Source organism: Enterobacter cloacae complex sp. HYC033_NIDB, assembly GCF_056673335.1.
Map to the genome: position 1 here is coordinate 2466781 of NZ_CP115123.1, position 12626 is coordinate 2479406.

A 12626-nucleotide genomic window follows, 5' to 3' on the forward strand; every position below is an offset into this window, starting at 1 on the left:
GATGTTTCGTTGTAAAAATTCCCGGAAATAAATAAAAACAAATAGATAATTAATATCAGTAGCAGGCTTTGCATTAGCAGGATGAGTTTTTTAAATCGACAAGGCGCATAACGTGCGTGACGCCTGAATCGGTGGATTGACTTTGTTTTTGCCAGTGGCATGATGCGCACGAAATCTGAACTTCCTCACGGTTTTTAATCCATGACCACCTATACCCGCCCGGTGCTTTTGTTGCTCTGTGGCCTGCTTTTGCTGACCCTGGCGATCGCGGTGTTAAACACACTCGTCCCGCTATGGCTCGCCCATGAAAACTTACCGACCTGGCAGGTCGGTATGGTTAGCTCGTCCTTTTTTACGGGCAATCTGCTGGGCACCTTATTAACGGGCAGCCTTATTAAGCGCTTTGGTTTTAACCGCAGTTATTATCTGGCGTCGCTGATCTTTGCCGTCGGCTGCGCCGGTTTAGGCCTCATGGTCGGCTTCTGGAGCTGGATGGTCTGGCGCTTTATTGCGGGCGTCGGCTGCGCCATGATCTGGGTGGTGGTTGAAAGTGCGCTAATGTGCAGCGGAACGTCCCGTAATCGAGGGCGTCTGCTGGCGGCCTATATGATGGTTTACTACGTCGGTACCGTTCTGGGACAGCTGATGGTCAGCAAACTGCCAACCGACATGATGAGCGTGCTGCCGTGGGTGACGGGCATGGTTCTGGCGGCGATCCTGCCGCTGCTCTTTACCCGCATTGTGAATCAAAACAGCGAGCATCAGGAAGCTACCCACGTCTGGCCGATGCTGAGACTGCGCCAGGCGCGTCTGGGGGTTAACGGCTGCATTATTTCCGGGATTGTGCTGGGCTCGCTCTATGGCCTGATGCCGCTCTATCTTAACCATCAGGGCGTCAGTGATTCCGGGATCGGTTTCTGGATGGCGGTGATGGTCAGCGCGGGGATTGTCGGGCAGTGGCCGATTGGCCGCCTGGCGGACCGCTTTGGTCGTCTGCTGGTGCTGCGCGTCCAGGTTTTCGTGGTCATCATGGGCTGTCTCGCCATGCTCAGCAACGCCGCAATGGCGCCTGCGCTGTTCATTTTGGGAGCTGCGGGCTTTACGCTCTATCCGGTCGCGATGGCCTGGGCCTGTGAGAAAGTTGAGCATCACCAGCTGGTTGCAATGAACCAGGCTTTGTTGCTGAGTTACACCATCGGCAGTTTACTGGGGCCGACTTTTACCGCTATGCTCATGCAAAATTATTCTGACAATCTGCTGTTTATTATGATCGCCAGCGTGTCGTTTATTTATCTGTTAATGCTGCTGCGCAAAGTGGGCGAACATCCAACGCCAGTGGCCCATGCATGACTTATTAAAAGCCTGTCGATGACAGGCTTTTTTGTCCCTGTCACATATAAGACTTTTACTTATTGTGAGTTTTTACTGCCTGGCGATAATTCAAATGAGTTTACCACTAAAAGGCAGCAATCATGTCTACTCGTCGTTTTTCCACTACCGCACTTGCCGTAGTGTTGGCTTTAACGTTTGCAACGGCTCCGGCCATGGCTAATCCAGGAAACGGGAATGGCGGTGGTCACGGAAACGGTGGCGGACAAGGTAATAGCGGCAATCATGGTAACGGGAACGCTGGTAACCATGGTAATAAACACAATAACGGTCAGGATAACCCTTGGAAATCGGATAAGAGCTTTAAAAACAGCAAAGATGTCGGTAATGATGTGGATGCTCGCGTGAGCTTCGATCATGCCCGCCATCTGGCACTGAATTACGGCTTAACAGGCTACGACTCTCTGCCTCCGGGAATTGCGAAAAACCTGGCGCGCGGTAAGCCACTGCCTCCGGGCATTGCGAAGAAAACCGTGCCAGCCGATATGCTGGGTCAGCTTCCTTCCTATCCGGGCTATGAATGGCGCGTGGTAGGTGACGACCTGGTCTTAATTGCGCTAAGTACGGCGATTGTGACTTCCGTTATTAACGGCGTCTTTAAATAGAATATAAAAAGGCCCGGTTTTCACCGGGCCTTTTCGTTAATACATGACCTTGTGGCCATACTGCTCAAGAATACCTTTGACGCGCTCCATCGTCTCTTTTTTCGGCGGCTTCACGCCATCGAGTTTGTACTCTTCACCCATCGCCACCCATTTATGTTTACCCAGCTCATGATAGGGCAGGAGTTCAATTTTCTCCACGTTACCCATATCCCGGGTAAATTCACCCAGACGATGTGCAGAGTCATCATCATCTGACCAGCCCGGCACCACCACGTAGCGGATCCAGGTCTTGACGCCTTTATTGGCAATGTATTTGGCAAATTCCAGCGTACGGTGGTTTGAAACGCCAACCAGATTCTGGTGGATCTCATCGTTCATCTGCTTGAGATCGAGCATCACCAGATCGGTCACTTCAAGCAGTTCATCAATAACCGGATCGTAACGGCGCACAAAGCCGTTGGTGTCGAGGCAGGTATGAATGCCTTCTTTGTGGCAGGCGCGGAACCAGTCGCGCACAAACTCAGCCTGAAGAATGGCTTCACCGCCGGATGCCGTCACGCCACCGCCGGACGCGTTCATGAAGTGGCGATAGGTCACCACCTCTTTCATCAGATCTTCAACGGTGACTTCTTTACCGCCATGGGTGTCCCAGGTGTCACGGTTATGGCAGTACAGGCAGCGCATCAGGCAGCCCTGGAAGAAAGTGATAAAGCGGATCCCCGGGCCATCGACGGTGCCACAGGATTCAAAGGAGTGAATGCGACCAATAATTGACATTGCGGTGATATCTCCGAATTTGGCCCATCCGGGGGCCTATGTAGATGCACAGCTCAAAGGCTATGTCGAGTCTGTTTTGGCTGTTATCCATTAAGTATAGATAGCGGACAAAAGAGACTGATGAAGCGAGGGTGTTAAAAAGGCCCCACTTGCGTGGAGCCTTTATTGTACGCTTTTTAACGCGTGATTTCAGTCAATTCCACTTACATGGACTGAGTGAAAGTACGGGTAATAACGTCCTGCTGCTGTTCTTTCGTCAGGGAGTTAAAACGTACTGCGTAGCCAGATACGCGGATGGTCAGCTGAGGATACTTCTCAGGATGTTCCATCGCGTCGAGCAGCATTTCACGGTTCATCACGTTCACGTTCAGGTGCTGACCACCTTCGATGGACGCTTCGTGGTGGAAGTAACCATCCATCAGACCCGCGAGGTTAGTTTTACGCACTTCGTCGTCTTTACCCAGCGCGTTTGGCACGATAGAGAAGGTGTAAGAGATACCATCTTTCGCGTAAGCAAACGGCAGTTTAGCAACGGAGGTCAGAGAGGCAACCGCACCTTTCTGGTCACGACCGTGCATTGGGTTAGCACCTGGGCCGAATGGCGCGCCAGCACGACGACCGTCTGGGGTGTTACCGGTTTTCTTACCATACACAACGTTAGAGGTGATGGTCAGAACAGACTGAGTCGGGATAGCGTTACGATAGGTAGTGAGTTTCTGAATTTTCTTCATGAAACGTTCTACCAGGTCAACCGCCATGTCATCAACGCGAGCGTCGTTGTTACCAAACTGCGGATATTCGCCTTCGATTTCGAAGTCGATAGCCAGACCATCTTCGTCACGAATTGGTTTAACTTTCGCATATTTGATTGCAGACAGGGAGTCAGCAGCAACGGACAGACCTGCGATACCACACGCCATGGTGCGAACGACGTCACGGTCGTGCAGCGCCATCAGAGAGGCTTCGTAGCTGTACTTGTCGTGCATGTAGTGGATAACGTTCAGCGCGGTCACGTACTGTTTAGCCAGCCAGTCCATGAAGTGGTCCATGCGCTCCATGACTTCGTCATAGTTCAGCACGTCGCCTTTGATCGGTTCAGACTTAGGACCAACCTGCATTTTCAGTTTTTCATCAACGCCGCCGTTGATTGCGTACAGCATGGTTTTCGCCAGGTTTGCACGCGCACCGAAGAACTGCATTTGCTTACCAACAACCATTGGACTTACGCAGCAAGCGATAGCGTAGTCATCGTTGTTGAAGTCAGGACGCATCAGGTCATCGTTCTCGTATTGCAGAGAAGAGGTGTCGATGGACACTTTAGCGGCGAATTTCTTGAAGTTCAGAGGCAGTTTTTCAGACCACAGAACGGTGATGTTCGGCTCCGGAGAAGGACCCATGGTGTACAGGGTGTTCAGGAAGCGGAAGCTGTTTTTGGTTACCAGAGTACGGCCGTCTACGCCCATACCGCCGATAGATTCGGTTGCCCAGATTGGGTCACCAGAGAACAGCTCATCATATTCTGGGGTACGCAGGAAGCGAACCATACGCAGTTTCATGACCAGGTGGTCAATCATTTCCTGAGCGTCTTGTTCGGTGATTTTGCCTGCTTTCAGGTCACGTTCGATGTACGCATCCAGGAAGGTGGATACGCGGCCGAAGGACATTGCTGCACCGTTCTGAGACTTAACAGCGGCCAGGTAGCCGAAGTAGGTCCACTGGATAGCTTCCTGAGCGTTGGTTGCAGGACCAGAGATATCGCAGCCGTATTTAGCCGCCATCTCTTTGATCTGACCCAGCGCACGGTGCTGTTCAGCGATCTCTTCACGCAGACGGATAGTCGCTTCCAGGTTTACGCCGTTTTCCAGGTCAGACTGGAGAGAGACGAACTGTGCGTATTTGTCTTTCATCAGGAAGTCGATACCGTACAGCGCAACGCGACGGTAGTCACCGATGATACGGCCACGGCCATAGGCATCTGGCAGACCGGTCAGAACGCCAGATTTACGGCAGTTCAGAATGTCTTTGGTGTAAACATCGAATACGCCCTGGTTATGGGTTTTACGGTATTCGGTGAAGATTTTTTTCAGCATTGGGTCCAGCTCGCGGTTATACGCTTTGCAGGAACCTTCAACCATTTTGATACCACCGAACGGGATGATTGCGCGTTTCAGTGGTGCTTCAGTTTGCAGACCAACGATTTTCTCAAGGGCTTTGTTGATGTAGCCAGCATCGTGAGAAGTGATGGTAGAAGCAACGGAGGTGTCAAAATCAACTGGCGCGTGAGTGCGGTTTTCCAGTTTAACGCCTTCCATTACGCTGTCCCACAGCTTGGTGGTTGCGTCAGTTGCACCAGCCAGGAAGGATTCGTCACCTTCATACGGGGTATAGTTTTTCTGAATGAAGTCACGGACGTTGACTTCATTCTGCCAGTCACCTTTCGTAAAACCTTCCCAGGCTGTGGCTAACTTTTCATTAAGCTCGGACATGTAACACCTACCTTCTTAAGTGGATTTTTTATTTACTGCCTGAGACAACCATTAATGATGATCGCCGCCACGCAGGTAAATGACCCAGTATGTCAACCCAACTAACAGACCCCCACCGATAATGTTCCCGATAGTGACGGGGATCAGGTTATCAGTAATGAAGTTCATAATAGTCAGGTGTGAAAAACTTTCCGGGGTTGAACCTACAGCAGTCCAGAACTCCGGGCTTGCAAAGTTGCGGATAACAATCCCCATCGGGATCATGAACATATTCGCAATACTGTGCTCAAAGCCGCTGGCAACAAACATCGCAACCGGCAGAACCATAATCATGGCTTTATCCATCAGGCTACGACCAGAGTAGCTCATCCAGACCGCCAGGCAGACCATCAGGTTTGCGAGGATGCCGAGAGCAACAGCTTCGATAAATGTATGGTGCATTTTGTGGTCGGCGGTTTGCAGGACGTTAAGCCCCCAGCCGCCGTTGGCGGTCATATACTCGCCAGAGAGCCACATCAACAGAACAAAGAGCAGACAGCCAATCAGGTTGCCAACGTAAACGTTGAGCCAGTTGCGCCCCAGTTGACCCCAGGTAATTCTTCCGCTGGCTTTTGCCACCACAATCAGCACCGTTGAGGTGAAGAGGTCGGCGCCGCAGATGACGCAGAGAATCAGGCCCAGTGAGAAGCAAATACCACCAATCAGTTTCGCTATGCCGAAAGGCATCCCGGCAGTGCCGGTGGTGGCTGTGATATAGAAGACGAAAGCGATGGAGATGAACACCCCAGCCGTAATGGCCAGAAAGAACGTCGTCATCGGATGTTTCGTGGCTTTGTAGACACCCGCTTCTTCGGCAACTTTCGCCATCGCAGCGGGGAGTAATAGATCAAAAGGGTTGTCAGCTTTCACACTAACTCTCTCTTTATTAAGTCGGCGACGAGATACTAACAAAGCATTATAGAAGAGAAATTGATATAGATCATATCTCGCCTGGCTTATAGGCCCGCAGTGTGTATGGTTTTACAGCAAAAGCGGAGTAAGTATTTGATTATCCGTATAAAAATAAATTTTAAAAGTTATGAAAAGAGTTGAATTTTTTCCTTCAGCCTCCCGTGGAACAGTTAATTAAAATGGAGTATTTATTATAATTAGTAACAGTAAAGCTCAGGTAAGCGTTTTTATATTTACCCGTGGTTAACTTAATTATTACAATTAAACGTCATTGCGGAAAAATAAAAAAAAAGGGGCAATGAAATTGCCCCGTAATATAGCTCAGGCGATTGAATACGCCTACAGCCATTAATGTTATATGCGCTTATTTTGACCAGTAAGCGGCTTTTGCCTTCTGCAATTTTTCATACGCATTCAGCAGCGTCTGATGCGCCGGGAAGGCTTTCAGATCGCTGTCAACCGCTTGCAGGCCGTAGAACGGCTCTTCACCGCTCAGCGCCGCGCTGGCAGCTTCAACGGCATCCGCACCGTACATACGCACAAAGGCATTCAGATACTGCAATGGCTCGCGGTCGTCTTCCTGAGAAAGCAGGAGCAGCGTTTGCAGGCAACGGTAATAGTTAGTGCGCTCGGCGGAGAAGACGGACTGGTTAAACTCCATCGTCCACTCGGTCCAGGCCAAAGCCTGATCCAGATCGCCGCCCGCCAGCGCCAGCATCGCTTTCAGCTCGCCGATGCGCAGGGTATACCAGCCGTTATCTTTTCCGGTCGCCAGACCCAGCAGTTCGCGCACGCGGGTGAAATCATCGTGTCCTTCTTCATCCAGCTGGGCGATCAGGTTCAGATAATCTTCTTTATCCCACTCGCTGCCTGGCAGGGCCAGCAGGGTTTCACGCAGATGCGCGCCCATGCTGTTGTTCGCCAGCCACAGATCTTCTGCCGGATAAATGTCCGACATACCTGGCACAATAATACGGCACGCGTAAACACCGAGGTGTTCATAGTCGGCAATGTAAACTTCCTGATCTTCCGCGTTGAAGATCGCCATCAGGGTGGCGAACTCTTCTTCCGTCGTACCGGCAAAGCTCCAGTCCACGAACGGATAGTCCGCGTCCTGTTTGAACATATCCCAGGAGATCAAACCGCTGGAGTCGATGAAGTGTGTTTCGAGGTTGGTGTGCTCGGCGACTTCTTCGTCATCAAAGGTTGGCGGAGTAAAGACATCGAGATCTTTCAGGCTACGACCTTGCAGCAGTTCGGTTACGGTACGCTCCAACGCCACGCCGAAGTCCGGGTGCGCGCCGAAGGAGGCGAAACAGGTGCCATTTGCCGGGTTGAACAGTACCACGCAGATAACCGGATATTTGCCGCCCAGAGAGCCGTCATAAGCAAAGATTGGGAAACCTTCTGCTTCCAGTTTGGCGATGGATTCCACCACGCCCGGGTAGCGCGCCAGCACGTCATCCGGGATCTCCGGCAGGCTGATGGATTCAGCAATAATGCGGTTTTTGATATGACGCTCGAAAACTTCAGACAATCCCTGCACGCGCGCTTCGTTGCGGGTATTACCGGCAGACATGCCGTTAGACACATACAGGTTGCCGACGATGTTCATCGGGATATAAACGGTCTGCTCGTCAGACTGACGGGTGAACGGCAGGGCGCAGATCCCACGATCCTCATTGCCGGATTGCAGGTCGATCAACATGCTGCCGGTCAGTTCGTTTTCCGGATCGTAGAACGCGCGCAGGCGGGCATCGAGAATGCCTTCCGGCAGTTCATCGTTTTCGGTCAGCGGGAACCATTTTTCGTTCGGATAGTGAACGAACGGACCGTTGGCAATAGTTTCGCCCAGCCAGAAGTCGGCGAAGAAGTAGTTGGTGGACAGACGCTCAAAATACTCACCCAGCGCAGAGGCCAGCGCCGCTTTTTTGGTCGCGCCTTTACCGTTGGTAAAGCACAGCGCACAGTCTTTGTCGCGAATATGCACGGACCAGACGTGAGGCACCGGATTCAGCCAGGAGGCTTCTTCGATATTAAAGCCCAGGTCGGTCAGTTTCTGCTGGAAGCGAGCGATGGAATCTTCCAGAGCGGCGTCTTTGCCGGGGATAAACGTTTGAGTCATGGCGTTCACTTTTATCGTACGTAAAGCGCGCAATGATACGGGTTTTGCGTGACGGGTGCTATCTCCGGCGAAAATAAATGGCTGGACTATGCTTATAAGCAGTAACCTACTGTTAAGGCATAAAAAAATGAAAGCTTTCGATCTCCAGCGGATGGCGTTTGATAAAGTCCCTCCTGAGTTTTTAGGCGAAGTAGCGCTGCGCAGCCTGTACACCTTTGTACTCGTTTTCCTGTTTCTGAAAATCACCGGACGTCGCGGCGTGCGGCAGATGTCGCTGTTTGAAGTGCTGATCATCCTGACGCTGGGGTCGGCGGCAGGGGACGTTGCCTTTTATGACGATGTGCCGATGGTGCCGGTCTTTATCGTCTTCGTGACGCTTGCACTGCTGTACCGGCTGGTCATGTGGCTGATGTCGAAAAGTGAGAAACTGGAAGATCTGCTCGAAGGGAAGCCGGTGGTGATTGTCGAAGATGGTCAACTGGCCTGGGAGAATGTGCAAAGCGCCAATATGACGGAGTTTGAGTTCTTTATGGAACTCCGTTTGAGCAGCGTTGAGCAACTGGGGCAGGTGCGTCTGGCGATTATGGAAACGAATGGTCAAATCAGCGTCTATTACTATTCCGACGATGAGGTGAAGCCCGGCCTGTGCATCCTGCCGGATATGCTCATCGAGCGATACAAACTGTACCTGAAGCGGGCGAGTACGCCTGCATAAAATGTAGTCATGTCGTGGTTATGCAGGCGGGCGAACATCAATTATGCCCCCGCTGTACGAATCCAGAATGGACGAAGGTTAGCCGGGCTAAACGTAACACCTGACAGCGATTTTGTCGGTTTTGTGACAACGGTACGGCAGATTGTATTGTGTGACGAGGGGCACATTTCTTCGGCCATCAGTTTTAGACATTGCGGCGCGTGTCACTGAATGATAAAACCGATATCCACAGTTATAACTTATGGCTTTTAGCGTGGTGAGGGGAAATGGCTCAAGTCTTTAATTTCAGTTCAGGTCCGGCAATGTTACCGGCAGACGTGCTCAAACAAGCTCAACAGGAGCTGTGTGACTGGAACGGTCTGGGTACGTCGGTGATGGAAGTCAGCCACCGGGGTAAAGCGTTTATTCAGGTGGCGGAAGAAGCAGAAAAGGATTTTCGCGATCTGCTGAACATTCCCTCGAACTACAAAGTATTGTTCTGTCACGGCGGTGGACGCGGCCAGTTTGCGGGTATCCCGCTCAATCTACTGGGCGACAAAACCACCGCTGATTACGTTGATGCCGGCTACTGGGCGGCCAGTGCGGTAAAAGAAGCGCACAAATATTGCACGCCGAATGTCATCGATGCCAAAGTGACCGTTGACGGTCTGCGCGCCGTGAAGCCGATGAGTGAGTGGCAGCTTTCTGACAACGCCGCGTATCTTCACTACTGCCCGAACGAAACCATCGACGGTATTGCCATTCACGAAGAGCCAGACTTTGGCGAAAATGTCATTGTGACGGCGGATCTCTCTTCAACCATTCTGTCCACCCCGCTGGATGTCAGCCGCTACGGCGTCATCTACGCGGGTGCCCAGAAAAACATCGGTCCTGCGGGTCTGACTATCGTTATTGTGCGTGAAGACCTGCTGGGGAAAGCCCATAAGTCTTGCCCGTCAATTCTGGATTACACCGTCCTGAACGACAACGATTCCATGTTCAACACCCCACCAACGTTTGCCTGGTATCTCTCCGGCCTGGTCTTCAAATGGCTGAAGCAAAAAGGCGGTGTGGCGCAGATGGATAAGATCAATCAGCAAAAGGCTGAACTGCTGTACGGCGTGATCGACAAGAGCGATTTCTACCGTAACGATGTCGCCAAAACTAACCGTTCGCGCATGAACGTGCCGTTCCAGCTGGCGGACAGCAACCTGGATAACGTGTTCCTGGAAGAGTCCTTCGCGGCGGGTCTGCATGCGCTGAAAGGCCACCGTGTGGTAGGCGGAATGCGCGCCTCTATCTATAACGCCATGCCGCTGGAGGGCGTTAAAGCCCTGACTGATTTCATGATCGACTTCGAACGTCGTCACGGTTAATTGGCTGTTTTTCACCCCCGCAGCGTTCCTGCGGGGTTTTTATTATGTTGAGTTGAGAGTTGAGTTTCATGGAATCCCTGACGTTACAACCTATCGCGCGGGTAGATGGCACCATTAATCTGCCTGGTTCAAAAAGTGTCTCGAACCGCGCTCTGCTGCTGGCAGCTCTGGCAAACGGCACCACCGTCCTCACTAATCTGCTGGACAGCGATGACGTGCGCCATATGCTCAATGCACTGAAAGCGTTGGGCGTTCAGTACGCGCTGTCTGACGATCGTACCCGTTGTGAAGTCACCGGTAACGGCGGCGCGTTACATTCTGCTGAAGCGCTGGAGCTTTTCCTGGGTAACGCCGGTACCGCGATGCGTCCTCTGGCCGCAGCGCTGTGTCTGGGGAGTAACGATATTGTGCTGACCGGTGAGCCGCGAATGAAAGAGCGTCCGATCGGCCATCTGGTGGATGCCCTGCGTCAGGGCGGCGCGCAGATTGATTATCTTGAGCAGGAAAATTACCCGCCCCTGCGTCTGCGCGGGGGATTCACTGGCGGCAATGTTGAGGTTGACGGTAGCGTTTCCAGCCAGTTCCTGACCGCGCTGCTGATGACCGCACCGCTGGCACCACAGGACACCGTCATCAACATTAAAGGCGACCTGGTTTCTAAGCCGTACATTGATATCACCCTGCACCTGATGAACACCTTTGGTGTTGAGGTGGAAAACCAGTCTTATCAGCGTTTCGTGGTGCGCGGAGCGCAGCAGTATCACTCCCCGGGCCACTACCTGGTTGAAGGCGATGCTTCATCCGCCTCCTATTTCCTTGCCGCAGGCGCGATTAAAGGCGGTACGGTTAAAGTGACGGGCATTGGCCGCAACAGCGTGCAGGGCGATATCCGTTTTGCTGACGTGCTGGAAAAAATGGGCGCGGTGGTGACCTGGGGCGATGACTTCATCTCCTGCACCCACGGTGAGCTGAACGCCATCGATATGGATATGAACCATATTCCGGATGCGGCGATGACCATTGCCACCGCTGCGCTGTTTGCGAAAGGCACCACCACGCTGCGAAACATTTACAACTGGCGTGTGAAAGAGACGGACCGCCTGTTCGCGATGGCAACCGAGCTGCGTAAAGTGGGGGCCGAGGTAGAAGAGGGCGAAGACTACATTCGCGTCACGCCGCCGGCAAAACTGCAATTTGCAGAAATTGGCACCTACAACGATCACCGCATGGCGATGTGTTTCTCGCTGGTGGCGTTGTCAGATACGCCAGTCACTATCCTTGATCCGAAGTGTACGGCAAAAACGTTCCCGGACTACTTCGAACAGCTGGCGCGCATTAGCACCCTGGCCTGATGATCGTATGCCGCATCACCTGATGCGGCATTTCCTTACGCTTTCTGACACTCATCCTCTTTCATTTCTTCTACACTCTGCTTCAATCATTCCGTAATTTGCACGCAAAGGTAACAGTTGCGCACGTTGGCGCGTATAATGCGCGGCGTTCATGTAAACGGTATGCCTTAATTAAGGAGAAAAAGATGACGGCAATTGCCCCGGTAATCACCATTGATGGGCCAAGTGGCGCAGGGAAAGGTACTCTGTGCAAAGCGATGGCGGAAGCATTGCAATGGCATCTTTTAGATTCGGGAGCAATCTATCGCGTGCTGGCGCTGGCTGCGCTGCATCATCATGTGGATGTTGCGTCTGAAGAAGCGCTGGTACCGTTGGCTGCGCATCTGGATGTGCGCTTTGTCTCGACCGATGGCAACCTTGAAGTGATCCTGGAAGGGGAAGATGTCAGCGGTGAAATCCGTACGCAAGAAGTGGCCAATGCGGCCTCTCAGGTGGCGGCTTTCCCACGCGTTCGTGAAGCGCTGTTACGTCGCCAGCGCGGTTTCCGTGAAGCGCCGGGGCTGATCGCCGACGGCCGCGACATGGGAACCGTGGTATTCCCCGATGCGCCAGTGAAAATTTTCCTTGACGCCTCTTCAGAAGAACGTGCTCAACGCCGCATGCTTCAGTTGCAGGAAAAGGGGTTTAGTGTTAACTTTGATCGCCTTTTATCCGAGATAAAAGAGCGCGATGACCGCGATCGTAACCGCGCCGTCGCACCACTTGTTCCCGCGCAAGACGCATTAGTGCTGGATTCAACCAGTTTAACTATTGAGCAAGTGATTGAAAAAGCGCTACAATATGCGCGCCAAAAACTGGCACTCGCGTAATC

At 52.3% G+C, this 12626-nt stretch carries 9 protein-coding genes and 1 pseudogene; 6 read left to right on the forward strand and 4 right to left on the reverse strand.

The annotated features are described in order from the left end of the window. Nucleotides 1–201 precede the first annotated feature (201 nt). Together O1721_RS11725 and O1721_RS11730 are read left to right on the forward strand one after the other, a co-directional pair. Complete coding sequence (locus tag O1721_RS11725) at nucleotides 202–1350, forward strand: MFS transporter (RefSeq protein ID WP_032647889.1); 1149 nt, start codon at nucleotides 202–204, stop codon at nucleotides 1348–1350. Nucleotides 1351–1472: 122 nt separating this feature from the next. Beyond that, nucleotides 1473–1994, forward strand: coding sequence for an anti-virulence regulator CigR family protein (locus tag O1721_RS11730; protein ID WP_032647890.1), 522 nt, complete (start codon nucleotides 1473–1475; stop codon nucleotides 1992–1994). Nucleotides 1995–2030: 36 nt separating this feature from the next. On the opposite strand, the gene pflA is transcribed toward O1721_RS11730, so the two are convergent. From pflA to ycaO, 4 genes are all read right to left on the reverse strand, one after another. After that, nucleotides 2031–2771 (reverse strand): pyruvate formate lyase 1-activating protein, encoded by a 741-nt coding sequence (pflA, locus tag O1721_RS11735; RefSeq protein ID WP_003858250.1) that lies wholly within the window; start codon nucleotides 2769–2771, stop codon nucleotides 2031–2033. 203 nt (nucleotides 2772–2974) lie between these two features. Further along, nucleotides 2975–5257 carry a formate C-acetyltransferase gene (gene pflB / locus O1721_RS11740; protein ID WP_015570975.1) on the reverse strand — a complete coding sequence of 761 codons (2283 nt, stop codon included), beginning with the start codon at nucleotides 5255–5257 and terminating at the stop codon, nucleotides 2975–2977. Nucleotides 5258–5308: 51 nt separating this feature from the next. Beyond that, nucleotides 5309–6166 carry a formate transporter FocA gene (focA, locus tag O1721_RS11745; protein WP_017384832.1) on the reverse strand — a complete coding sequence of 286 codons (858 nt, stop codon included), beginning with the start codon at nucleotides 6164–6166 and terminating at the stop codon, nucleotides 5309–5311. 406 nt (nucleotides 6167–6572) lie between these two features. Continuing rightward, nucleotides 6573–8333 carry a 30S ribosomal protein S12 methylthiotransferase accessory factor YcaO gene (gene ycaO / locus O1721_RS11750; protein WP_032650001.1) on the reverse strand — a complete coding sequence of 587 codons (1761 nt, stop codon included), beginning with the start codon at nucleotides 8331–8333 and terminating at the stop codon, nucleotides 6573–6575. 127 nt (nucleotides 8334–8460) lie between these two features. On the opposite strand from ycaO, the pseudogene O1721_RS11755 reads away from it, so the two are divergent. The 4 genes and pseudogenes from O1721_RS11755 to cmk all read left to right on the forward strand — a co-directional run bounded on the left by O1721_RS11755 (nucleotide 8461) and on the right by cmk (nucleotide 12624). Beyond that, nucleotides 8461–9152: pseudogene (locus tag O1721_RS11755) on the forward strand (DUF421 domain-containing protein). Nucleotides 9153–9314: 162 nt separating this feature from the next. Then, nucleotides 9315–10403, forward strand: coding sequence for a 3-phosphoserine/phosphohydroxythreonine transaminase (serC, locus tag O1721_RS11760; RefSeq protein ID WP_017384829.1), 1089 nt, complete (start codon nucleotides 9315–9317; stop codon nucleotides 10401–10403). A 68-nt stretch (nucleotides 10404–10471) separates the two neighbouring features. Continuing rightward, a complete protein-coding gene (gene aroA, locus O1721_RS11765) occupies nucleotides 10472–11755 on the forward strand; it encodes a 3-phosphoshikimate 1-carboxyvinyltransferase (RefSeq protein ID WP_032647891.1) in 1284 nt (427 codons plus the stop codon). Between the two features lie 185 nt (nucleotides 11756–11940). Next, on the forward strand, nucleotides 11941–12624 hold the full coding sequence (gene cmk, locus O1721_RS11770) for a (d)CMP kinase (RefSeq protein ID WP_015570968.1): 684 nt from the start codon (nucleotides 11941–11943) through the stop codon (nucleotides 12622–12624). Nucleotides 12625–12626: the final 2 nt, after the last annotated feature.